General features: G+C 49.9%; 19 protein-coding genes. 9 read left to right on the top strand and 10 right to left on the bottom strand.

Annotated features, from left to right (window positions below; translation table 11 throughout):
- Nucleotides 1–93 precede the first annotated feature (93 nt).
- Complete coding sequence (locus MRBLPE1_RS14220; RefSeq protein WP_364146267.1) at nucleotides 94–330, top strand: hypothetical protein; 237 nt, start codon at nucleotides 94–96, stop codon at nucleotides 328–330.
- Here the strand turns inward: MRBLPE1_RS14220 and MRBLPE1_RS14215 are convergent.
- From MRBLPE1_RS14215 to MRBLPE1_RS14200, 4 genes are read right to left on the bottom strand one after another with little or no spacing between them, the layout of a single operon-like run.
- A complete protein-coding gene (locus MRBLPE1_RS14215) occupies nucleotides 308–1,393 on the bottom strand; it encodes a LacI family DNA-binding transcriptional regulator (protein ID WP_364146265.1) in 1,086 nt (361 codons plus the stop codon). The genes MRBLPE1_RS14220 and MRBLPE1_RS14215 overlap by 23 nt on opposite strands.
- Before the next feature lie 14 nt (nucleotides 1,394–1,407).
- The gene (locus MRBLPE1_RS14210; RefSeq protein WP_364146263.1) at nucleotides 1,408–2,697 is read right to left on the bottom strand and encodes an ABC transporter substrate-binding protein; all 1,290 of its coding nucleotides are present in this window, start codon (nucleotides 2,695–2,697) and stop codon (nucleotides 1,408–1,410) included.
- Nucleotides 2,694–4,565, bottom strand: a complete 1,872-nt coding sequence (locus MRBLPE1_RS14205; protein WP_364146261.1) for a sensor histidine kinase — start codon at nucleotides 4,563–4,565, stop codon at nucleotides 2,694–2,696. Before MRBLPE1_RS14205 ends, MRBLPE1_RS14210 begins: the two co-directional genes overlap by 4 nt.
- Nucleotides 4,566–4,584: 19 nt before the next feature.
- On the bottom strand, nucleotides 4,585–5,346 hold the full coding sequence (locus tag MRBLPE1_RS14200; protein WP_364146259.1) for an SDR family NAD(P)-dependent oxidoreductase: 762 nt from the start codon (nucleotides 5,344–5,346) through the stop codon (nucleotides 4,585–4,587).
- A 290-nt stretch (nucleotides 5,347–5,636) separates the two neighbouring features.
- Between MRBLPE1_RS14200 and MRBLPE1_RS14195 the strand changes: the two genes are divergently transcribed.
- The 8 genes from MRBLPE1_RS14195 (at nucleotide 5,637) to MRBLPE1_RS14160 (ending at nucleotide 14,900) form a co-directional block, all read left to right on the top strand.
- Complete coding sequence (locus MRBLPE1_RS14195; RefSeq protein ID WP_364146257.1) at nucleotides 5,637–6,569, top strand: ArsR/SmtB family transcription factor; 933 nt, start codon at nucleotides 5,637–5,639, stop codon at nucleotides 6,567–6,569.
- A gap of 328 nt (nucleotides 6,570–6,897) precedes the next feature.
- Nucleotides 6,898–8,409, top strand: a complete 1,512-nt coding sequence (gene argH / locus MRBLPE1_RS14190) for an argininosuccinate lyase (protein WP_364146255.1) — start codon at nucleotides 6,898–6,900, stop codon at nucleotides 8,407–8,409.
- Nucleotides 8,410–8,422: 13 nt separating this feature from the next.
- Complete coding sequence (locus MRBLPE1_RS14185) at nucleotides 8,423–9,385, top strand: amidohydrolase family protein (protein ID WP_364146253.1); 963 nt, start codon at nucleotides 8,423–8,425, stop codon at nucleotides 9,383–9,385.
- 31 nt (nucleotides 9,386–9,416) lie between these two features.
- Nucleotides 9,417–10,778 (top strand): extracellular solute-binding protein, encoded by a 1,362-nt coding sequence (locus MRBLPE1_RS14180; RefSeq protein WP_364146251.1) that lies wholly within the window; start codon nucleotides 9,417–9,419, stop codon nucleotides 10,776–10,778.
- A 70-nt stretch (nucleotides 10,779–10,848) separates the two neighbouring features.
- Nucleotides 10,849–11,781, top strand: coding sequence for a carbohydrate ABC transporter permease (locus MRBLPE1_RS14175; RefSeq protein ID WP_364146250.1), 933 nt, complete (start codon nucleotides 10,849–10,851; stop codon nucleotides 11,779–11,781).
- A gap of 15 nt (nucleotides 11,782–11,796) precedes the next feature.
- Nucleotides 11,797–12,657 carry a carbohydrate ABC transporter permease gene (locus tag MRBLPE1_RS14170; protein ID WP_364146248.1) on the top strand — a complete coding sequence of 287 codons (861 nt, stop codon included), beginning with the start codon at nucleotides 11,797–11,799 and terminating at the stop codon, nucleotides 12,655–12,657.
- A 60-nt stretch (nucleotides 12,658–12,717) separates the two neighbouring features.
- Complete coding sequence (locus tag MRBLPE1_RS14165) at nucleotides 12,718–14,031, top strand: LLM class flavin-dependent oxidoreductase (protein ID WP_364146246.1); 1,314 nt, start codon at nucleotides 12,718–12,720, stop codon at nucleotides 14,029–14,031.
- Nucleotides 14,032–14,057: 26 nt separating this feature from the next.
- Entirely contained in the window at nucleotides 14,058–14,900 is an 843-nt protein-coding gene (locus tag MRBLPE1_RS14160; RefSeq protein ID WP_364146244.1) for a sulfurtransferase, read from the top strand.
- 83 nt (nucleotides 14,901–14,983) lie between these two features.
- Here MRBLPE1_RS14160 and MRBLPE1_RS14155 read toward each other — a convergent pair whose 3' ends face one another.
- The 6 genes from MRBLPE1_RS14155 to MRBLPE1_RS14130 form a co-directional block, all read right to left on the bottom strand.
- On the bottom strand, nucleotides 14,984–16,099 hold the full coding sequence (locus MRBLPE1_RS14155) for an NADH:flavin oxidoreductase (RefSeq protein ID WP_364146242.1): 1,116 nt from the start codon (nucleotides 16,097–16,099) through the stop codon (nucleotides 14,984–14,986).
- Nucleotides 16,100–16,325: 226 nt separating this feature from the next.
- Complete coding sequence (locus MRBLPE1_RS14150) at nucleotides 16,326–17,210, bottom strand: ABC transporter ATP-binding protein (RefSeq protein WP_364146240.1); 885 nt, start codon at nucleotides 17,208–17,210, stop codon at nucleotides 16,326–16,328.
- A gap of 3 nt (nucleotides 17,211–17,213) precedes the next feature.
- Nucleotides 17,214–20,093: an ABC transporter permease gene (locus MRBLPE1_RS14145; RefSeq protein WP_364146238.1), complete on the bottom strand. Its 2,880-nt coding sequence runs from the start codon at nucleotides 20,091–20,093 to the stop codon at nucleotides 17,214–17,216.
- A 58-nt stretch (nucleotides 20,094–20,151) separates the two neighbouring features.
- Nucleotides 20,152–21,177 carry an efflux RND transporter periplasmic adaptor subunit gene (locus MRBLPE1_RS14140; RefSeq protein ID WP_364146236.1) on the bottom strand — a complete coding sequence of 342 codons (1,026 nt, stop codon included), beginning with the start codon at nucleotides 21,175–21,177 and terminating at the stop codon, nucleotides 20,152–20,154.
- Nucleotides 21,161–21,853: an ABC transporter ATP-binding protein gene (locus tag MRBLPE1_RS14135; RefSeq protein WP_364147299.1), complete on the bottom strand. Its 693-nt coding sequence runs from the start codon at nucleotides 21,851–21,853 to the stop codon at nucleotides 21,161–21,163. Before MRBLPE1_RS14135 ends, MRBLPE1_RS14140 begins: the two co-directional genes overlap by 17 nt.
- A 138-nt stretch (nucleotides 21,854–21,991) precedes the next feature.
- Nucleotides 21,992–22,924 carry an AEC family transporter gene (locus MRBLPE1_RS14130; protein ID WP_364146234.1) on the bottom strand — a complete coding sequence of 311 codons (933 nt, stop codon included), beginning with the start codon at nucleotides 22,922–22,924 and terminating at the stop codon, nucleotides 21,992–21,994.
- Between the last annotated feature and the right edge of the window lie 171 nt (nucleotides 22,925–23,095).

Raw genomic sequence — 23,095 nt, 5'->3', positions numbered from 1 at the left:
TATTTAATTGTTAACCAAAATAAAAAATATTAGGTTAACAATTAGGTGAGATTATTCTATCAAGCAGGAACGCCCCTGTAAAGAGAATTCAAAATGAAAGATCAAAAAGGCACCCCGTACCCTGCACGCAACGAACAACCCTTCTTCAAGGTCTTTACCGCTTGGTCGAATCGCAGCAGCAAACGTCGAAAATACCGTTGGAGGCCGGATAAGATGAATCCATTATTCTTTTTAAGCCGGTTCAAAAAAAAAGACTGTCCAAAAAGGCTAGCAGCCTTTCAAGACAGTCTTCTTTTCTCTTTATCTGTTACCTCGCCAAGCCTGGATTAACCTGCCCCGTAGACTCCCGATAGATCAGCTCTCCCGCAACCAAGAGCTTCTCCATCGGCTCCTGCTTGTTCTCGATTCGGCTGATAAGCCGATCAACCGCGCGTTTCCCCAGCGCTTCCTTAGGCACATGCACGGTTGTTAATGCCGGTGTCATCCGGTAGGAGTCATCAATATTGTCGTAACCCGTTACCGATACCTCCCCGGGCACCGATACGCCGAGCTCCTGCAGCGCTTTTACCGCGCCAATGCCAATCATATCGTTGGCGCAGAGCAAAGCGGTAGGCAGCGCCTTCGCCTTTATTCGTTTCATGGCCCATTGCTTAATGGGCTCCAGAAATTGTTCATGCTCGAATCCCTCGACTGGCAAATAACATTCGCTGCCGATGGCAAAGCGGGACACTTCCTCGATCTTCTCCTCCAGCGCGCTGCGGAAGCCTAAGAAACGGTCCTTAAAGCTCCGTGAATAGTTCACATCTCCGATAAAGCAGAGCTGCGTATGCCCCTTGCCTATTAAATGCTTCGTAAGGCGGTACATCGATTCGTAATTGTTCGTAAATACCGTATCGCTCGGAATAAGCATGTCCTCATGGTCGACGAGAACCATGGGCAGGCCGATCCGATGCACCTCCAGCAGCAGCGGTGTCGAGATTTCACCCACGCCGATCAGCCCCAATATGCCGTTCGGGTTTAAGAAATGCAGGAAATGGTCGACGCTCTGCTCCGACACAATAACCATGCCGTACCCGCCTTCTTCCAACCGCGAAGCTATACCGTCTAGAATACGTCCCCAATAGAGCGACTCCTTCGTCTGAAAGCGGATGTTCGGCATCAGCACGAGCACCGATTGTTTACCCGCAGCAGGAATTTTGGGCAGCTGCTCCAGCTTCATCGTTTTTACATAAGCGTTCTTTTGCGAGAAATAGCCTAACTGTGATGCCGCTTGAATAACCCGCTCCTGCGTCGCCTCGCTGACTCCGCCTTTACCGGAGAGCGCTTTGGAGACGACAAACTTGGAAACGCCCAAATAATCGGCAATTTGCTGCATCGTGACCTTCTTTGACATTACAAAACTCCACCTTAACTTTCGGTAATGGTTCGTGCTGCTTTCCATCGCTCGTTGTATTCATCGAATGCCTTCTGCAAATCGGGAGCGGCAATCCATTCTTGGATAAAATCGCCCGACCAAAAAGATATTTGCGCCGAATTCGCAATCTCGAGCAATAAATCATTCGGAACCCTGCGCTCCAGCAGCTCGATATCGTAGGATAAAAACTGCTGGAACTGCGGCAAGGATGGCTGCTTCGCTTCATTGACAGGCAAAAAACCGGAGTCATCGACATAGCCGGACTCATTTACAAAAAACTTCACCCATGCCTCAGCCAGCTGCTTATTATCGCTGAACTTGCTTACGCCGACAAACCAATCCGGACTTAATGGCGCAAAACGCTTTTCGCTATTGTCATAAGGAAACGGAAAAAAACCGATATCCTCCGATTCTGCGCCGGCAGCGATGACTTGATTGATGACCCAGTTGCCCATTAAATACATGGCGGCTCTGCCATCCGCGATTTCTGTTTTGGAGGTTTCCCATTGGTTAGACATCATCTGCTTCTCAACGTAACCGCGGTTAATTAACGTCTTAACGATTGTAATCGCTTGGCCCCAAGGGTTATCGATCTGCCAAGGCTCCTCTTCATTGACCATGTTGTTTAAATAATCGGCATTACCGGTCATGTAACTGACTAAATCCTCGCCCCATGTCATAAGCGGCCACTGGGCGCCATAGTTCAAATATACCGGCAGGATACCCGCATTTTCGAGCTTCTCGCAAGCGGCATAAAATGCCTCCAGCGTCGTTGGGATCTCCGTAATTCCAGCCTTTCTAAAAGCTTCCTTGTTATAGACGATCCCCGTTGTCGAGGCTCCCGTAGCGATGCCGTAGCGGGCTCCGCCGTGAGCTTTAAAATCAGCGAAGCGGATATCTTCGAACAAGCTGTCATTCAGCGGCTCGAAATAATCGGGCAGATCCTCATTCTTGATATTATTTGGCAGCAGCAGCACATCGCCCAGATTGCGAGTGGACAACCGGACCATAATATCGCTCGCATAGTTGAGCACGCCTTCGAAGGTCACGGTAACGCCGGGATAAAGTTCGGAGAATCGATCCGCGTATTTTTTAAATACGCCGTTCTCCACGAGATCAACGCGATTCGTCAGCACTCTAAGCGTTACGTTCCGTTCTTCCTGCCCGGTCTGGTCCGCAGGCTCGGTTTCCGCTCCGTTACTGGGCGAATTATTCTCGCAGCCAGCGATACATAGGCCGCATAACAGAACAACAAGCATTAAAATGGTCCTGTATTTGTTCATTCTGCTTCTCTCCCTAATTCTATTGGAAGCTGTAAAATCACCTCGGTGCCTATGCCCCTTTCACTCATTACCTTCATTCCATAGGCATTGCCATAGTGGAGCTTGATGCGTTCGTTTACATTTTTCAAGCCAATGCCGCCTGATTTGCGTTTTACGGCTGCTTCCTCTGCCCCTGCCAAAGAACGGTTTAAGCGCTCTAAGGTCTCCCCGTCCATGCCGAGCCCGTCATCCTTGATCCGGAGCCAAATGATTCGGGAGGTCTGCTCGCTGCTGATTTCAATTCGCATGGACGGCTTGTTGTCGTCCATGCCGTGATAAATCGCATTTTCGACTATCGGCTGCAGCACTAGCTTAATAATGGGATAGCTTAACAATTCTTCCGGCACGCGGGTCTCCAAACGGAACCGGTTCGGATACCGATAATTAAGCATTTCCACATAATTCCGCATATGGAGCAGCTCGTTATCCAAGGTCACTTCCTCATGCAGGTCGCTGATGCTGTAACGCAGCAGCTTACCGAGTATCGCAATCATATCCGCCGCGATCTGATCGTCATTCAGCTCGGCTGCCATTCGAATCGATTCCAGCGTGTTATACATAAAATGGGGATTGATCTGGCTCTGAAGCGCATGCAGCTCTGCTTCCTTCTTCTTCTTCTCGATCACGTATATATCACGGATGAGATGATCGATCCGAACAATCATCCGGTTAAACTGCGTACCCAGCTGACCAACCTCGTCACGGTATTTCACTTGGAATTGTACGTTAAAATCGCCCTCTTGCACATTTTTCATCAATCGCATCATCTTGCGCAGCGGATTCGTTAAAGCAAACGAAAAAACGAATGAAATGAAAAGCGCGACGATAATCGTAACGATCGTAGCGATCCAAGTGACCCTGCGGATAACGACCGTATCCTTCGTCAGCTCGCTGCCTTGAATGGCGGTCATTACCTTCCAATTGGTGTTCGGCGATGTCGTGTAAATGTATAACTGGTTGATGCCGTCGCGCTCGAAATAAAAGCTGCCTTTGGAGCCCTTGGCCAGCGCAACCGTCGGATCATCCGCAATATTCGTTGCCATTCTCGATTTATCGCTGTCGTATACGACATTCCCGAGCTCGTCGATAATAACCGATTTCCCGTTCGTTACCTTATCGAGCTCGCTCATCTGGTCTTCAATGACGCTAATATTCGCGTCTACGGCAATCAAGCCGATCGGCTTGAGCGATTTGTCGATGACCTTGCGGACGACGGTGAATGCATATCTGACGCTCTGCAAATTGCTTGTATATTTCTGGGTGCTGAACAGCAATGCTTCGCCTCCGGAGGTTTGCACGCGCCCGCGCCAGTAATCATAGCTCTCCTTTACATTAAGCCGAATGCCGCCGCCTGCTGTAGAATAGTAGCCGTTCCCGTACGTATCAAAAATATATACGGAATTAGCGCCGCGTTTTATCGTATTGATGAACGAAATATTTCCCTCTATCCCGCGCTGAATGAGGAGCAGCTGGTCAAAATCATCCGGCAGCTGGCTGCTGTTTTTCCCGGCCGTCAGCTGCCGCTGCTCATAATAGGCATTCGAGCGGATTAAATTTTGCTTGATATCGTCTTGATAAGCCGGAATGGAAGAAATACGTACCATATCCTCGATGTAATCATCGACTCGAACCATCATATTTTCAAGCATTTTGGTCGAATAAACGATCGTCTTCCCCTCGATCGAGCGTGAATAATTGCTATAGGAGATGTAGCCGATAAACGCTAACGGCAGCGTAATGAGAAGCAGGAAAACGATAAACAGCTTCCTCTCCATCCTCATCCCGCCAAAAGCCGCCCCTATGCGCCACAATCGTTTTTTCACACTCATCCTCATACTCCCTCATTCTCTAGATGGCAGGCATGACGTTTCCGCCGTTTACAGGAATATAGGCGCCTGTAATGAAGCTTGCCAAATCGGAGGCCAGAAAGGCTACCGTATTGGCAATCTCTTGATCGGTGCCTCTTCGCTTCAGCGGCACGCTTTGCGCATAAGGGTTGTTCTCATCGATGCCGTTTGCACGGTCGCGGTCGCTGATGGTCCACCCTGGCGCTACCTGATTCACCGTAATCTGATGCTCCCCCGCCTCTTTGGCCAATACCCGGTAAACGCCGTCCATCCCGCGTTTCCCGGCTGTGTAGGCCGATTGGTTCGCGAAGTTCTGCATCGCGCACTCCGTATTAATGCCGATCATTCTGCCGGCTCGCCGCTCAATCATCGCGGGCACGAATGCTTTAGCCAAATAGACGCTTTGCAGCACGCAGGATTCAAACTGGCTGACATAATCGGCAATGGGCTGTTCCAATACGCTTGTCCATTGATATTGGATAACCGCGTTAGCGACAACGATATCCACATGTCCAAGCTCCGCCGTTACCTTCGCTTTCATCTCATTCATCTGCTGCTCGTTCGTAACGTCCGCCTGCACAATCATCGCTTGTCTTCCGAGAGCGGTAATTTCTTGCAAAAGCTCTCTCGCTTTCGTTTCGTTATTATTATAATGCAGCACGATGTTAGCGCCGCAGCCGGCAAGCGTTCGGGCCATAACCCGGCCCAAATCGCCGGTTGCCCCTGTAATAAGCGCAGTTTTATTCGAAAGATTAATTTGCATGCGAGTGATCACCCTTCTTATTGAAAGAGATTTGTTATTTCATTTATAATTAATTATGCTACCAAAAAATCATTGTTTTATAAAGCGTATTCAAAAAAAAGGTGTTTCAACCCGTAAGTAAACGAGAAAACGAATTAATTTACATTATCGTTATCTTTTTCACCGATAATATTAGAGAGATCCTGCAATATTCCTTGTGATTTCGACCGTTTTCATGTATATTACAGTCTATATACACTACTAATCATTCACATATGTATTAATAATATTGCTCATTCGGAGGTTATCCATTGAAAATCGAGCTATCAGAGCAAAGCCTGCCCATATTTGAAGCGATTTCAAGCAATGTTCGCATTCAGATTATTCATCTGCTGTCCAAGAAATCAATGAACATTCGCGAGCTTGCCGAAGCATTGGGGCTAAGCAGCGCGATTATGACTATGCATGTCAAGAAGCTGGAGAAGGCCGGCATCATCCGTTCGGAAATGACCCCTGGTAAAGGCGGCGCCGCACAGAAGGTGTGCTCCCTTAGCATGGACGGACTTGAAATCGCTTTTCCGCGCAAGGACGTCGTTCACCGCGAATCCAGGAGAACGGAAGTATCCATCGGCCACTATACCGATCTAAGCATTGTACCGACCTGCGGGATCTGCACGACCGAGAAAGTGATCGGCATCTTTGACGATCCGCGTTACTTTCTCGACCCGGACCGCGTCAATGCCAAAATTTTATGGTTCTCGCAAGGCTATATAGAATATAAAATTCCGAACTTCCTTCTCAGCAGCGAAAATCCGGAGGAACTCGAAATTTCCATGGAAATTTCGTCGGAAGCACCGCTTACCAATATGAATTGGCCCTCGGATCTTACGTTTTTCTTTAATGGCGTCAAAGTCGGCATGTGGACGAGTCCTGCCGATTACGGCGGAAAAGGCAAGCTTAATCCTCCATGGTGGTTTGACGATGTCAACCAATTCGGTTTGCTGAAGCGCCTCATCATTAAAAAAGACGGCACTTACATGGACGGCCTCAAGCTATCCGACGTTAGTCTCGATGAAATTGACATCAGCAACAGCCACTGGACCTTCCGCATTGCCATTCTTGAGGATGCCGAGCACATTGGCGGCTTCACCCTATTCGGGTCAGGCTTTGGCAACTATAATCAGGATCTCATCTTCAAGCTCTACTATACGAAGCTGGCTCAAGAGGAACGGACGTTGGCTTAAGCAATTTTTTATACGCAAGCAAGGGAGCTCTCACTGGAGAGCTCCCTTTTTGATGCGCTCGTTGGCTCTATATCCTACGATGCAGCAATCGGTTCACCCCTCATTACTATCCCAACCAACGCCCACCTAATTTGTGGAAAAAAAGGGTTGAATATAACCGGGAATGGTGCTATGATCCTAATCATATAATTCCACTGGGAATAATAAGTTATCGACCGGACAGCCGGAGAAATCGCAATTTGCGACAACTCAGGCTGTTTTTTGTTTTCTGCAAAACAACGATTTTGCAGCTGTTGATAGCCGACTGGCAGGAAAGGAGTAAAAAACTATGGCCATTAAAAGACAAGAACTTATTGAAGGCAATACTTTCCCGGGTCGAACCTACGTTGAAGCCGTGCTTGAGCCTGCTTACCGTCAGGCACAACAGGAGCTTCTGCTGCCGATGCTTGCCGTTCATAAAGCGCATCTCGTTATGCTGCTGGAGCAAGGATTGCTGCCAAAAGAAGACGGCAGCAAAATAGCGGCAGCCTTATTAACTATCGACTTGCAGCAACTAAGCAGCGGCTCCTACAGCGGCCAATTCGAGGATTTGTATTTCGAAGTGGAGCATAAGCTCCTGGAGCTGTCCGACAAAGCATCCGGCAGCCTTCATCTTGCTCGCAGCCGCAATGACATGGGGATAGCGATCTACCGCATCGTGTTGCGGAAAAAGCTGCTTAACGTACTCCATTCCTCGCTCGAGCTGCATGCAAGCCTTCTTGCTTTTGCCTCGAAGCATACGGATACGATCATGATTGCGCATACGCATACCCAGCAAGCCCAGCCCACGACCCTTGCCCATTATATTGCCGCGGTCATTGACTCGCTGGAGAGGGATATCCGCAGACTGCAGGCCGCATATGCCAATTGCAATTTGAGCAGCATGGGGGCAGCCGCCCTGACGACCTCAGGATTCGCCATCAATCGGGAACGGGTAGCCGAGCTTCTGGCATTCGATGGCTTAATTGAAAATTCCTATGACGCTGTGAGCAGTGCCGATTACGTCGCTGAGATTGCCGCAGCCCTTCAGCTTGCTGCAATTAATCTAGGACGGTTTGCGCAGGAGCTGCTGCTATGGTGCACACAGGAATTTGCCGCTATCCAAGTAGCGGCTCCTTACGTGCAGATAAGCTCCATCATGCCGCAAAAAAGAAATCCCGTATCCGTAGAGCATGTCCGCTCCTTATTATCCAGCATTGCAGGCAATACCCAGACCGTGCTCACAATGATTCATAATACGCCCTTTGGAGACATTGTGGATACGGAGGACGATATGCAGCCCTATGCTTGGAAAAGTCTAGATACCTTGGACGCGGTATACCGGTTGTTATCCAAGGTCATCGCAACCCTGCATGTAAATGAAGATGTGCTGGAGCAGCGCGCAGCTGCCAGCTTTGCTACCGTTACGGAGCTGGCAGACACGTTAGTGCGTGAAGAGGGTTTATCCTTCCGGGAAGCCCATTCCATCGTCAGCAAACTCGTGGCATTAGCCGTTCAGCGCGGCGATAGCGTAAGCGATCTTGGTCTGCATTCCTTAAACGAAGCAGCCCTCCAAACCATTGGCATTCCACTCCGGTTAAATGAGAAGCAGCTAAAGGAAGCGCTGGATCCTCGTCATTTCGTTCAAATTCGTACGCTTCGAGGCGGCCCCAGTCCCTCCGAGATGACTCGTTCGATGCAAGCTCGACATCACAACCTGGTCAGCTTAACGCTTTGGGTGAAAGACCGGGAAACCAGCCTTGAAGAAGCGTCTTCGAAACTGGATGCCTTATTGTCTGATAGGTTCATTAAACAAACATGAATGGAGAGAAGCTATGTTTCGCAATCCCTTTAAAGTCTTTGACATTCACGGACATCTTCCTTACCGCCTGCTGCTCGGCAGCACTAACAGACATGAGTTAATCAAAAGCTACGGAGCGGAACGAAATGAACGAATGCGGCTAACCTGGGATTTCCCCGAACCGCAGCCCGAGCAGGATCAGAATGATACCCTGCCTTTAATCGATCGATGGGTTCAAGAGCTGGACAAATACCGCATAGGCGGCCTCAATTTTCTCACCGCATTGGACAATGACAATATGGCTGATCAGCTGGCTAGGCATCCCGGCCGTTTCACCGGCTTTGCCTACCATTCCATTGAAGAAGAAAATGCGGAAGCCGAGCTGCGCAGGGCGGTCAATGAGCTTGGACTAAAAGGCTATAAGCTGTTTGGACCTTTAACGTCCCGTCCTTTCGATGATCCGTCCTTTGCACCGATCTGGACTTTTCTCGCCGAGAAAAGGCTTCCCGTGCTGATTCACTTCGGTCTGCTTGGTCATGCCGGCGGCATCGCCCATCATCCCAATATCAGTCCATTAGCAATCTTCAATACCGCTCGGGAGTATCCTGATATTCCATTCATCATACCTCATTTTGGAGCCGGTTATTTTCAAGAGCTGCTGCATCTATGCTGGAGCTGCCCGAATGTATACATCGATACTTCAGGCTCCAATCAATGGATGCGCTGGATGGCTTACGAGCTTACTTTGGAGTCGGTTCTTCGCAAAACCTATGAGCTAATCGGACCTGAACGTATTCTCTTCGGTACGGATGCCAGCGGGTTTCCAAGAGGCTATCCTTACCGGTACTTACAGGATCAAGTTCGCGCTTGCCGGGAGCTTCGATTCGCAGAGACGGAGATTGAGCTTATTTTCGGCAACAACGCAAGACGGCTGCTTGGACTGGGGCTCCCGAATTACGATACTTCTCGCCAGCCCGGCATAACGGAACAAGCCTAATCAATGTTCATAATAAAAGGAGTGGATAGGCATGCAAAATAAAAAGATGATTTCTGCTTTGACAGGTTTACTAATGATCATATTGGTCTTAACCGGCTGCGGCAGCGGAAATAACAATGCCGGCAATCAGCCAGAGAAAACCAAAACCGCAAACGATACCGCTGTTCCGCAGGCTTCTGATACAGCAGCATCGGATCCAAAGGTCACCATTGAATACTGGCAATATGAATTCCCCGCCAAGGTTGAGCTGATCAATGAGCTGATTAAGGAATTCCAAGCCCTTCATCCTAATATTACGATAAAGCAAACCAACTTCCCTTATGACCAGTACAATCAAAAGGTTGCTACGCTCGTTCCTGCAGGCAAAGGGCCCGATATCATTAACCTTTATTATGGCTGGCTGCCAAAATACGTTTCTTCCGGTTATCTCCAGAAATTGCCGGAAGACGCATTCCCGACGGCAGAGATCGAGAGCCAGTTCTATCCTTTAGTCAATGCGGCCAAGATCGACGGCTCCTACTACGCAATCCCTACAGCTGTGCGTACGCTGGCGCTGTTCTACAACAAGGATTTGCTGTCTAAAGCGCAAATTACGGATCTGCCGACAACATGGGAGCAGCTTGTTGAAACCTCCAAGAAGCTTACGGAGACCGATGCCAAAGGGCAGTTTGTTACCGAAGGCCTTGCTTGGGAGCCGGGTGCGCAGCTGCATCACTGGTACCGCGACGGTCTCTTGCATCAGGCAGGTGGACAGGATCTGAGCGAGGATCGGCGGAAAATTTTGTGGGCGGAAACGCCTGCCGGCTTAGAAGCATTCCAATATTTGCTTGATTTTGCGATTAAGCATAAGGTCGGCATTAATGGCTTTTATGAGAATGACAGCAATGCCTTCATGACCGGTCATGCGGCGTTGAACATTGACGGCTCCTTCCGTATCGGCTCGATCAAAAAAGATTTTCCCGACCTGAATTACGGAATTGCCCCGCTTCCGGCGTACAAAAGCAAGTCAGCGCCTTCTTCCTTCTGGGCAAACGCGATTCCTAAGAATGTGGAAGGCGACAAGCTGAAGGCGGCATCCGCGTTTTTGAAGTTTTTAACAAGCAAAGAAGTTCAAGAGCAGTGGGTTGAGAAAATTGGCGAGCTGCCCGCGCAGAAAGCCGTCGCAACGCAGGATAAGTACGTCAATGACGAGAAGCTTGGGCCATTCATCTCGCAATTAAATGACAGCCGCGCACATTTCTTCATTGATGAGACGCAAGAGAAAACACTTTTCGTGGACGCGACTAATGAAGTCTTGCTGAACAATGTCCCTGTCGAGAAAGCCTTTCAGGAGCTCGTAGCCAAAACGCAAAAGCTCTACGACGACTACTGGGCAGCTATAGATAAAAAATAACCGGACAATAATAGGCGCTTCGCCTGTGGCGGGCGCCCCCATCTTTTAATGAAAGAAGGCGAAGTTCAATATGCCCGGAAACGCCTTACGGTTAACGGCACGCAAAAGCCGGGAGCTGCTTCATACAAAGCTTTCTTATCGTACGCAGCGCTATTTGTTTATTTACATTACGCTAGGCATTCCGCTGCTCTATTTCTTGGGCACCCGCATGGTGCCCATCTTGTATGCCTTCAACGTAAGCGTGCGTGAATGGGATTTATTGTCCTCTGAGAAGCCTTACGTCGGACTCGCGAATTTCAGAGCGATTTTCGAAGATGAAATCTTCCTCAAATCCATCGTGAATACGTTCAAATTTGTATGGATAGGCGTTCCCGGACAACTGTTCGTCGGCTTAACCGTCGCGCTGCTGCTGCACAATGTAAAGCGCCTTCGAGGTCTGTTCCGAACAGTATACTTCATCCCGTATGTGACGAGCATCATTGCGGTCAGCTGGGTATTTCGCTGGATTCTGATGCGCAACGGCTGGTTAAACGAGATGCTCTTAACCTTTGGTTTCGAGCCGCAGTTATTCCTGCAATCCCCGCGTCAGGCACTCTTGCTCATTACTTTGACCATGATTTGGCAGAGTACCGGATTTCAGATGCTCATCTTCATGACAGGCCTGGAGGCTATTCCGCGAATGTACTATGAGGCGGCTGCCATCGACGGCGCAGGCGCATGGCGCAAGTTCCGACATATTACACTGCCGCTGCTTAATCCCGTTATCGTATTCTCGGCCGTCATTGGCGTCATTTCCTATCTGCAATCATTCGGGCAGGTGCTGAGCATGACCAACGGCGGCCCTTTAAACGCAACGACAACCATGGTGCTCCACATCTACAATTTGGCGTTCCAGCAATTTAAAATGGGAAGCGCTGCGGCAGCCACTGTCATTTTATTTATCGTTATTTTGGCGTTAACCCTGCTGCAATTAAAAGTGTTGAATAAAAAAGTAGAATATTGATGGGAGGTCAGCTGTATGCGTTCGCCTAAGCTGGTATACGGGACGCGCGGCAAGCCGCCAGCAGAACGACTTGGCATTGCGGTCATTTACCTGATTCTCGCAATCGGTGTCGGAATCATGCTATTTCCGTTTTTATGGATGGTTGCTACCTCATTTAAGCTGCCGCAGGATGTTTACAACCTGCGCCTCATACCTAAAACCTTTACGTTTGACAACTATGTCTCGATTTTCCAAAAAGCTCCCTTCGGTCATTGGATCAAGAACACGCTTATCCTCTCCTTGATCGCTACAGCTTCCGTCGTAGTCTTCGATACGGCCGCGGGTTATGTGCTCGCCAAGTTCTCGTTTGCAGGAAAATCACTTATCTTTCTGCTGATCATCAGTACTTTAATGGTACCGACGGAGATGCTCATTATTCCTTGGTATTTGATCGCAAACGATCTCGGTTGGTCAGACACTTATTGGGGCGTGCTGTTCCCGGGGATCATATCGGCCTTTGGCATATTTTTAATGCGGCAGTTCATGGATTCCATTCCCTCCGACCTGCTCGATGCGGCTAGAATAGACGGCCTTAACGAATGGCGTATCCTTCTGCATATAGCGATTCCGTTAGTGAAACCGGCTATTGTTACGTTGACCATTCTTAGTTTCATCGGAAATTGGAATCAGTTTATCTGGCCGCTTATCGTCCTGCAAACCGAAGCGAAATTCACGCTGCCGGTCGGTATCGTCTATTTTTCCAGCGAACTGAAGGATACCAGCAACTGGATACTCATTATGGCAGGCACTACCATCTCGATCGCCCCGCTTATTATTCTTTTTCCGGTCTTCCAGAAGCAAATTATTCGCGGAATTGCACTCAGCGGGATGAAATGACTGTGTAGCCTAACCTCTCCTCTACTTATCGCGGCACGAACATAGGAAAAGGTGATAGATATGAGCCAAGCTAATCGCAGAATGATCTTAAATTTGTTTTTACAAAATGGGGGCTCCCACAAGGGGGCCTGGCGCCATTCCAGCACAAAGCTGGATGAACTGCATGACATCAAGTATTTTCAGCGGCTAGCCAAAAAAGCAGAGGAAGCGCGGATTGACTCGCTTTTTATCGCGGACGGCCTGTCCATCGAAGCCAAAGCCGTGCAGCACGGCCCAATTCTTGGATTTGAACCATTGACGCTGCTCTCGTCGATTGCTTCCGTTACGGAGAAGATCGGCTTAATCGCCACCGTCTCCACAAGCTTTAACGAACCGTATAACGTCGCCAGAATTCTTGCTTCGCTCGATCATATAAGCAGCGGGCGCGCCGGCTGGAATATCGTGACCACCGGCGTAGAGCGCACGGCGTTTAACTTCGGACTGAAGGAGCTGCCTGCCCATGCGGAACGTTACGAGAGAGCAAAGGAATTCATCGAGGTCGCGCTTAAATTGTGGGATAGCTGGGATGCCGATGCGCTCATACAGGATAAAGCGTCCGGCATATACGCGGATGCCCGGAAGGTCCATGATATTCAACATGAGGGGACTTATTTCTCGGTTCGCGGAGCATTAAACATTATGCGGTCTCCGCAAGCAAGACCGCTGCTTATTCAAGCCGGGGCGTCAGAGGCCGGCAGAAGCTTAGCCGCTCATTATGCCGAGCTTATTTTCACGGTTCAGCAATCCTTTGAGGATGCCCAGCTTTTTTACAAGGATATCAAAAAAAGAACAGCTGAGGCGGGAAGATCCCCGGATGCCATTAAAGTGCTGCCCGGCCTTCATGTGCTCGTCTGCGCGACCGAGGCTGAAGCGCTCGAAAAAGCGAGCGAGCTTCAGCAGCTTGGCTCGATGGAGCGTGCCGTCATGTCCCTCTCCAACCTGCTCGGCATCGATTTCTCCGTCTATGCGCTCGATGATCCTTTCCCCGAGCTGCCCGATCTTAGCCAGGTCAACGCATACCAATCCTTTTATCAAATGGTAAAAAAGATCGTCGAGAAGGAAACAACGATAACGATTAGGGAACTGCTCGAGAAGCATTGGGTCGGGAATGGCCAGCTTCGTATAGCCGGTACGCCGAACCAAGTAGCCGATCTAATGGAGGATTGGTTCGTAAACGGCGCAGCGGACGGGTTTAGCGTTATGCCGCAGCTCGCTTCGGGAGGCACGGAAGCATTTCTTGAGCTGGTCGTTCCCGAGCTGCAGCGCAGAGGGTTATTTCCTGACACCTATTCAGGTCAAACGCTGCGCGAAAATCTAGGCTTTGATCCGCTATAACATTGAAGCGATAGGAGGTTTCTTATATGACGGAAATAAACGCTTCCCCCTATCCTAACCGTCATCTGCTTGTCAGCACCGATTGGGTGGAAAAGCATAGGGAAGAGCAAGGAATCGTCCTCTTGGATACGAGGGCCAAAGGCTATCATGAGGATCATATTCCAGGCGCCTACTGGCTTGATGTTCAGAGGCTAAAGGATCGGTCCCGCCACACCTTTGCATCCGCCGATGCTGTAACGGGGCTGTTAAAGAGCTTTGGCGTAACCAACGATGCGACTATCGTGGTATATGATGAAGGAAACAGCGTACTGGCTGCCCGTGTCTTTTATGTGCTCGAGTATTACGGACTGAAAGACAACGTAAAACTGCTCCATGGCGGGTATACGGCTTGGACGGCGGAGAGACGTGAGCGTTCAAGGGAGGTTCCTGCTCCTAAAGAGGGTAGTCCGCTTAGCCTGTCTGCGGATCCGCAGCTGGTTACAACAAAAGCTAGTATCCAAGCAGGGTTAGGCGAACGCCAGCTTCTTGATACCCGTTCATTCTTGGAGTTTACCGGTGAAGACAAACGCTCTAATCGTATGGCAGGCCATATTAAAGGCGCGATTCATAAAGAATGGAGCGAAGCCCTTGGCACGCCTGACGACAACGGAGTGGTACGCTTCAAAGGCTTTCACCCTTTGAGGCGTGAATTTGCAGCTGCCGGCTTGGATCCCGCAAAAACAATCGTGCCTTATTGCCAGTCGAATCAGCGAGGCGCTCACAGCTATTTCACTTTACGCTTGATCGGTTTCCCCGATATCCGTCCTTATGAAGGCTCATGGGAAGAGTGGGGCAATGCCGAGAACACTGAAATGGCAGGCAGCAAGTGAAATCAAAAAAAGCTAGCCGGGAATATGAGCCAAAAGGCAAACATCCCGGCTAGCTATGGCCATGAAGCAGCAATCAATCTCTATCAAATTAAAGATCTTAATGCATTCGCATCGAAATCCTGCAGCTCATCCGTACGGCCGTCGCGTATTTTCGCCGCCCACTCCGGATCGGCCAGCAGCGCTCTGCCGACTGCCACGAGATCAAACTCCTCGTTTTCCAGCCTTTCCAGTAATCCGGCTAAAGAAGATGGCTTTGCCGTATTTCCTGTGCTGCTCCCAAACTCATTGTCGAGACCGACTGAGCCGACGGTTATCGTTGGTTTTCCAGTCAGCTTCTTTGTCCACCCTGCCAAATTCAATTCGGACCCCTCAAACTCAGGCTCCCAGTAACGGCGCGTAGAGCTATGAAATACATCAACTCCCGCATCAACGAGCGGTGTCAAAAATGTCGAAAGCTGCTGGGAAGACTCGGCTAATTTCGCCGTATAATGTCCGCCCTTCCACTGGGAAAAACGCAGCACAATCGGAAAATCGGCTCCGACAGCACGGCGGCAAGCCGCCACAACCTCAACTGCAAAACGTGTACGGGCTGCCAAATCACCGCCGTAACGATCTGTACGCTTATTGGTTTTATCCCAGAAAAACTGATCGATTAAATAACCATGCGCGCCATGCAGCTCAATGCCGTCAAAGCCGGTTCTAACGGCATCGGCCGCGGCCTGCGCAAAAGCTGCAATCACGTCGGCAATCTCATTTTCCGTTAACGGCTCCGTTACTTTTTCTCCGGAAAGATTTAGTCCCGATGGTCCGACCGGCAATGCCTCCGGATTAGGAAGATCTCCAATTTTACGCGTCAATCCCACATGCCACAGCTGCGGAATAATCTTCCCTCCAGCCTCATGCACGGCATTCACTACGTTTGACCAATGATTTAAAGCAGTCTCTCCGTGAAAGCTAGGCCAATTCGGGCTCGCTCCGGCTGCGGGATGATTAATAAGCGTTCCTTCCGTAATGATCAGGCCGACTCCGTTTTCCGCCCTCCGACGGTAATAGGCAGCAACATCCTCACCGGGCACTCCGTTCGGTGAATACCCCCTGGTCATCGGCGCCATTACAATGCGATTGGCTACCTCTAGATTTTTGGACGAGAAAGGCTTAAACAACGCTTCAACCGACGTTTCGCTTTTGGCATTAGACATATGGACTCCTCCTCTATATTCGGTATATAATTTAGTTACAGTTTCTGCTTCTTTATAATAGCATTAATTCCCTTCTATTCCCAGTCCTATAATCAAAATTAATTTTTATCATTTAGCCACTTATATACAAACAAAAAAGACTGCGCAAAGGCAGATTTCCGCCTCGCACAGCCTTTAATATAAGATCAGCATCTTCCTCGCCTCATGTTGATCTCCCTCTGTTTTCTTATTCCGCTTTCTCCTCCGGCGGCAGCAGCACGATTCTGCCTTCTCCCAACTCTACGCGCAGCTTGTTGGAGTTTTTCACGCCGATGGATTCGAGATAGTTGGCCGGAACCTGTAAGCGGCCTGCTTTATCAAGCACGGCATACTCCACATGGGTTCCCTCTTCCTCATCTGCTTCTTCCAGCTCCGCCAGCTCTTCAAGATACGAGCGTTTGCGCAGCATCTCGGAAGAGATTTTGCCATCGCGGATAGCGGCTACGCGATCCACCTTCTTCGCCAGCTCAGGATCATGCGTAACGATGACAACGGTAATGCCTATCGTCCGGTTCAACTCGCGGAACAAGTCGAGGATCTGATTGGCCATTCTTGAATCTACCGAGCCGGTCGGTTCATCGGCAAGCAGCAGCTTCGGATGATTCGCCAGCGCAATAGCGATCGCTACCCGTTGCTGCTCTCCCCCCGATAATTCATACAGCTTATTCGATGCCCGGTGACTGAGTCCCACCGCATCGAGCAGCTCCTTGGCCCGCCAGCGTTTGCGGTTTCCCGTAAGCAGGATCGGCAGCTCGACGTTTTCAAGCGCCGTCAAATAGGGGATAAGATTCCGCGCGTTATTTTGCCAGACGAATCCGACGCTTTCCCGTTTATAACGCACGAAATCGCGTTCTTTAAACTTCAGCATATCCCTGCCGTCAACGGTCAGCTTTCCGGCCGTAGGGCGGTCCAAGCCGCCCAGCATATTTAGAAGCGTCGATTTGCCGCTGCCGCTATTGCCGATAATCGCCATCAGCTCGCCGTTTTCAATATGAAGATCGAGGCCTTGCAGAGCGAATACCTCTAGGTCGGCTGTTTTGTATATTTTGACAAGCCCTTCGCAATGTATCATCCGTCAATCCTCCCCTAGCTTAATCGCTTGATGGATACGCAGGCGCGACAGCATGTACGCCAGTATGCCTAGCCCAATGACCAGCATGAAGCCGACAAGCAGGTAGATGCGCATTAAATCCGCCGCGTCGAACATCACCTTAAACGGCGGTACAAGGCTGCTCGGATTAAAGGCAATTTGAAAGTTGGGCACATACAATCGGCTCGCGACGTTGCCGACTGCGATTCCAATAAGAACGGCCACGCCCGAAGTAAGCAGCTGTTCAACCGCAAGCATGCCGATAAGCTGTTTGAGCGACAAACCAATGGCCCGCAAAATACCGTTTTGCAGCGTCCTGCCCCGCAGCGACAATACCCAATACAATAAGAACCCGATAAAGCTCACGAGAATCGAAAGCACGAAACCTAATGTCAAAATTCCGTTCAGCGCCATAAGAAAAGGATCGTTTTTGGCATTCACGAGCTCTTCTCTCGTATTCACGATGCTCGTAACCGGAATCTTTGACTCTTTGAGTCCTTCATAAAAATCAGCCGTGCTTGTCTCGGGCTTCAGCTTGATCCAGACCTCGTAAGGCTCCAGGGCAAGCTGCACCTGTATGCGCGGCAAATGTCCAACGATCAGCATAGGCGCATTGCCCGTTGACGACTCATCGCTGGCGTCCACGCTGCCTACGGCCGGGTTAGGATTAAAAGTAGGGAAATAATCGATAATGCCGTATACCTTAAACGGCTGCTGCGGCACATCGCTCCACCCGACCCAGATCGTATCGCCCGGCTTGACTTTGTTTTGCTCGGCAAGCGTCTTGGAGATAAGCACGGCTTGCGAGTCGGCAGCGAGCAAATTCAAGTAGTCATTAATCGGATAATCAAGCAGGCTGTCCCGGAACCAAGTCGTTTCCCCAAATTCATCGGTATCGATCCCGATGAGCGTTGCGGCTCCCGAGCTGTCATTCACGCTGAACGAGCTTTCCTTTTTGAACACTTTTGCCGCTTGCTCGACGCCCTTAATCGTCTTAAAAGGCTCGAACGCCGGCTCCAAATAATGCACGGGCGCTTGCGTGACCGGTGTCTCCGGCTGCGGCGCCCCTGGAGCTGGAGGAGGCGGGGCATCATTGGCCCATTGCGACGATAAAATGATCTCCGCGCCGTTGCCGTATCGGATTCGGTCCTCTGTATTATTGTTGATCGTTCTTGCCGCGGAGGCGCTGAATACGCCAGTCGCAATCGTCATGATAAGAAAGATCATTAAAAATTGATATTGCGTGCTGGAGCGTCCGACTTGGATCAAGGTCGCATAGACGGATGGCGGCCACCATTTTTTGCCGATCCAGTATACGAGCCTGAGCACCCATGGATACAAACGGAGCAAGAGCAAGCCCGCTCCCATAATAAACAATGCCGGAACGACGAACTGCAGCGGATCGATATTCAGATCATCGGCATTCAATCCCAGGCTTTGCAGATCGGCCAGCCTCTTTTTGAACGTATACAAGCCGTAAATAGCCAAAGCCAGCGCAATGACATCAAGAAACATTTTATGCCAAAGCGGCGATTTCAAAAGTCTCGCTAATTGCTGCTTATGCCCGACAATGGAGACACGGGTCGCCATAATAATCGGAATAAGCATAATGACAAAGCAGATGCCCGCTGCAATGGCTCCATAGCGGTAAGCCTCTTCCGTCAGCCTGACCGGCAGACGGACGCGCTGCACAAATTCGAGAAAGCCATTTGATGCACCGAGCAATTCGGTTAATAGTACGCCGAGCAGGGGACCTATGCCAAAGGCGATGCCGCATAAAATAATGCCTTCCACCGCATAGGACGTTATGACCTGCCAGCGCGCCGCTCCTCTGCTGCGCAGAACGGCTATTTCATTTTTTTGCCGGTCGGCGATGAGGTTGGACACCATGAACATATAAAAGCCAAGCATGATTAATACGGGAACATTCAGCGACCACATTAACGTTCTCAGCTGCTCCGCCCGCTCCAAATATTTGGAGATGGTGTCGAGCGCCGGCGTTTCCGACACGGTCTGGTAAAGCGTCACGTTGTTAAGCATAACGTTGCGGATTTTGTTGGTCGTCTGGATGAAATCGTCTACGAACCTTAGCTCAAGCTTGGAATAATCCAGTACGAAGAACCATCCGACGGAAGCTGTCGGAATCCGGGCTTCCTGCATAAGATGCTGCTTCGCCACCTTGTCGCTTATAATGAAGCTTCCGCTCAGCTCGCTGAGGTCCGTGTCCCTGAAATACGGATCATCATCCGTCTTTTTCTGGATAACGCCTACCGGCTTGAATTTTATTTCCCCGGCAATTTTATCGTCGTCTACATAAAATGCCGAATCCAGAACCGTTTTGAATTGAATGAGGCCGCGTTCCGTAACAAGCACTTCATATACGCCGTCAACTGGCTGCTGCTCTGCCGGCATTCTGCCGTCAGTCAGCGTTATATGCTCCTCCAGATCGGAGAAAGAGTGCAGCGTTACGGTCTTAACCGACTTTTTCGAATCGGGATCAGGATCGTTAACCGGTCTTATCTTTATCGATTTCGATTGGAAATCAACGACAAGCTGCTGCACCGGAATTTGAAAGCTGGTCTGCGCCTGCTCATGAATGTAGCGATCCACTTTCGTAAAGATCTTATTCATTTGCTCCGGTGTTTCTTTCGTGTAAAACAATTTATTGTATTGGTTTCCGGGATAAATGCTTTTCTTGGTCTGCATCGTCTCTAAGTCCTTGACCAGCATTCGCGACAAAATGGCTTCCGAATAAATCGGCATGCTGCTGACGAGCGCGACGGACATCACCAAGCCGATAAACAAACTGGCAACCAACCACTTATTTTGCACCATTTTTCGTATAATCATGACAAACAAAGCCACTTCAAAACCTCCCAAGCGTCAACGGCTGTAGATAAGCAATCGGCAAAAGCACGTTCTATTACTGCAGCACGACGATCGCGCCTTCCTCGAGACCCTTCGTAATTTCCATTTCGGTCGATCCCTTGATTCCCGTTTCCACGTCGATTTCACGAATTTTATTGCCGTCCTCAAGCGTTCTTACGAATGTTCTGCCGAGGAAGCTGCGTACGCCGCTGCGCGGAATTTTCAAGACATCGTCACGCTGCTGCAAAATGATCTTCACATCGGTAAACGCGCCGATCTTCGCATCGCTCGGCACTTTAGGCACTTCGATGAAAAGCGTCTTGGAGTAGCGGTCCTGCAGCTGCTCGTTCAATGTAGTCGGAGCGGATGAAGGCGTCTGTACCACTTTGCCCTGCAGCTCTTGCGTGCCGAAGGTAACGACGGCTGGGAAACCTACATCTACGCTGCTAATTTCCGCGCCGGCCTCGACTCTAAGCGCGACCCGCAGCTTCGAAGGATCGGAAATAATGACGAGCGTCTGGTACGCCTCGACAAAATCGCCCTCCTCCAGCTCCTCCACGAAAGTAACCTGCCCGTTCATACCGGCTACAAGCTGCTTGCTGTTGAAGGTGGCCATCAACCTTTCCAGCTTTAACTCCTCGATTTCCATTTGCAGCTTAGCGATATTGATCGCATCGCTGTCTGCGCCCGCTTTGGCTTGTTTAAACGACAGCTTCGCCCTTGCAACCGCGAGCTCCTGCTCCTTTAACTGAATATCTAATCCGTCAACGTTAAGCTGAACAAGGACATCGCCCTTCTTCACCTGCGCGCCGGCGGTCACCATCATCTTCGCGATGCGTCCGCCTTGGCCCGTAAACTGGGCAATCTCGGACTTCGTCGATTCAAGGCTGCCGCTTCCTTTGATTTCTTGCGTTATCGTTCCCTTTTCAACCGTGACCGTGCGATAGTTTTCTTGCGCCGGTTTGACGAGAGGCGGCTTTAACGCCTCCTCCTCCGCGGGCAGCAAGGAGCACCCCGTAAGTGAAGCGCCAAGAAGCAGCGCGAATGACCAGCCGAGCAGCGGCTTAAGCTTTTGCGACAATTTGTCCATCCTCCAGTTCATAAACATGGTCAACAATTTCCATAATGGCCGGATCATGGGTCGTCATAATGATCGTCATGCCCGCCGTCTCTACCAAATCGCGGAATACTTTCATAATTTGCAGGCCGGTGCGGCTGTCCAGCTCGGCTGTAGGCTCATCGGCCAGCAGCAGCTTCGGCTTATGGGCAATCGCCCGCGCGATAGCGGTTCTCTGCTGCTCCCCGCCCGAGAGCTCGAACGGCCGATGATGCATGCGTCCCTTCAAGCCCACCTGCTCCAATGCTTCAATGGCTGCTTCCTTCCGGCCGTTTGCCGCCATACCGGAAACTCTTAATATGAATTCCACGTTCTCATAGGCAGACATCAGAGGAATGAGCGCGAAGGATTGAAAAATGAGACCCATTTCATTGCGCCTTACTTTATCCCGCTCTTGATTCGACATCGCCGTCAAATCGCGACCCGCAAACGTGATTTGCCCTTCTGTCGGACGATCCAAAGCGCTTAGCAAATTGATAAGCGTCGTCTTCCCGGAGCCTGATCTTCCTTTAAACGCAATCAGCTTGCCGGCGGGGATGGATAAATCTACCCCTTTTAATACGGTGACCGCTCCGATCCCACGTCCGAACGTTCTTTTTAAAGCGTTTGCATGAATAATATCATGCGTCGTTGGCAGCATTTTAAGGTAAACCTCCGTTTCCAATAAAACGTTTACATTTATATCTTTTTCCATTTTAACCCCGTCCATCTTGATGTACAAGCATAAAAAAATAAGCCTATCAGACTAGTATGACTAGACGGATAGACTTTATGGGCTTCATACTTCCAGCTGTAAAAAGAATATGACGGCCGTGACCGTAATAATGCTTAAAATCGTAGAAACAAATACCGATTGCGAAGCAAATTCCGCTTCATTGTCGAACTCTACCGCCAGCAAAACGCTGCTGAGGGAGGTCGGCACGGCAGAGGAGACGATAAGCGCTGCGGCTGTCAGTTTATCGAGTCCCATCAGCCACACAATCAACCAGGCAAGCAGTGGTCCGGCAACGAGCCGCAGCATACCCGACAAGCTGACGTCGATGAGGAGGGAACGCTTGATTGTCCACTCCATATTGCCAAGCTGAACGCCTAATGTGATTAGCGCCGTACCGATAAAAGCAGCGGATAAGTATTCGATCGGCGTAGCTAGCGGCTGCGGGATCGCTACCTCGAAGCCCCGCAGGACAAAAGCGAGCGGAATCACGTAAATGATCGGCATGGACAAAATGGTCCGCCAAATGGCCCGCAGGTCGGCTTTATGCGCGTTGACATTATAGATGCCGTACGTGTTCGGCACCAGCGATTGCACCATCATGATCAACACCTGAATGGCAAGCGTCTTCTCGTTTCCCGCAAAAGCCAGCTGATTCAGCGGTATGCCGTAATTGGCGCTGTTATAGAATAGGACGCTGTTGCGCATCGCGCTTTTCATGCTGGGCTCATAACCTCGAATTCGGATAACAACCTCCACGATTACATATTGCGCAAGCATGAACAGCAGGAAGAAAAATAATATTTTTCCGATCACCTGCACGGAAATATCGGTTTTATAGAGCAAATCGAACATGATGGCCGGTGAAAACAAGTAAAAGTTCAGCTTGGACAAGGTCTTGATATCCAGCTTGAACGCTCTTTGAATCACAATGCCGAGACCGATCATGATGACCATCGGAAGCACGTTTGTCATGAGGATGTGAAGAAAAATGTTCATTGCTGCATCTGCTTCTTTCTATTATAGAGTGTGAGAAAGCGGCCGGTGCGGCCTATGATCGCTTCACCCATTTTAATAGGTTACCGCTCGATTAGGCAAGCTTTCTAGTGGGCTCGGACTTCCGAATGCTGTTGCCACCCGCTTTTTGCTGCCTTGTTTTCCTACTCTACT

This window comes from Paenibacillus sp. LPE1-1-1.1, assembly GCF_040676435.1.
Classification (GTDB): domain Bacteria; phylum Bacillota; class Bacilli; order Paenibacillales; family Paenibacillaceae; genus Pristimantibacillus.
Note: the sequence above shows the minus strand (reverse complement) of the source record. Positions and strands in the feature narration are given on the sequence as shown.

Bases quoted from the DNA above. Each gene is read 5' to 3' on its own strand.
- MRBLPE1_RS14200 (WP_364146259.1), bottom strand. From the start codon at position 5,346: ATGCAAATTAATCTTTCGAATAAAACTGCGCTTATTACAGGGGCAACC.
- MRBLPE1_RS14185 (WP_364146253.1), top strand. From the start codon at position 8,423: ATGTTTCGCAATCCCTTTAAAGTCTTTGACATTCACGGACATCTTCCT.
- MRBLPE1_RS14155 (WP_364146242.1), bottom strand. From the start codon at position 16,099: ATGTCTAATGCCAAAAGCGAAACGTCGGTTGAAGCGTTGTTTAAGCCT.
- MRBLPE1_RS14220 (WP_364146267.1), top strand. From the start codon at position 94: ATGAAAGATCAAAAAGGCACCCCGTACCCTGCACGCAACGAACAACCC.
- MRBLPE1_RS14180 (WP_364146251.1), top strand. From the start codon at position 9,417: ATGCAAAATAAAAAGATGATTTCTGCTTTGACAGGTTTACTAATGATC.
- MRBLPE1_RS14130 (WP_364146234.1), bottom strand. From the start codon at position 22,924: ATGAACATTTTTCTTCACATCCTCATGACAAACGTGCTTCCGATGGTC.
- MRBLPE1_RS14150 (WP_364146240.1), bottom strand. From the start codon at position 17,210: ATGATACATTGCGAAGGGCTTGTCAAAATATACAAAACAGCCGACCTA.
- MRBLPE1_RS14175 (WP_364146250.1), top strand. From the start codon at position 10,849: ATGCCCGGAAACGCCTTACGGTTAACGGCACGCAAAAGCCGGGAGCTG.
- MRBLPE1_RS14205 (WP_364146261.1), bottom strand. From the start codon at position 4,565: ATGAGTGTGAAAAAACGATTGTGGCGCATAGGGGCGGCTTTTGGCGGG.
- MRBLPE1_RS14210 (WP_364146263.1), bottom strand. From the start codon at position 2,697: ATGAACAAATACAGGACCATTTTAATGCTTGTTGTTCTGTTATGCGGC.
- MRBLPE1_RS14160 (WP_364146244.1), top strand. From the start codon at position 14,058: ATGACGGAAATAAACGCTTCCCCCTATCCTAACCGTCATCTGCTTGTC.
- MRBLPE1_RS14165 (WP_364146246.1), top strand. From the start codon at position 12,718: ATGAGCCAAGCTAATCGCAGAATGATCTTAAATTTGTTTTTACAAAAT.
- MRBLPE1_RS14135 (WP_364147299.1), bottom strand. From the start codon at position 21,853: ATGCTGCCAACGACGCATGATATTATTCATGCAAACGCTTTAAAAAGA.
- MRBLPE1_RS14215 (WP_364146265.1), bottom strand. From the start codon at position 1,393: ATGTCAAAGAAGGTCACGATGCAGCAAATTGCCGATTATTTGGGCGTT.
- argH (WP_364146255.1), top strand. From the start codon at position 6,898: ATGGCCATTAAAAGACAAGAACTTATTGAAGGCAATACTTTCCCGGGT.
- MRBLPE1_RS14170 (WP_364146248.1), top strand. From the start codon at position 11,797: ATGCGTTCGCCTAAGCTGGTATACGGGACGCGCGGCAAGCCGCCAGCA.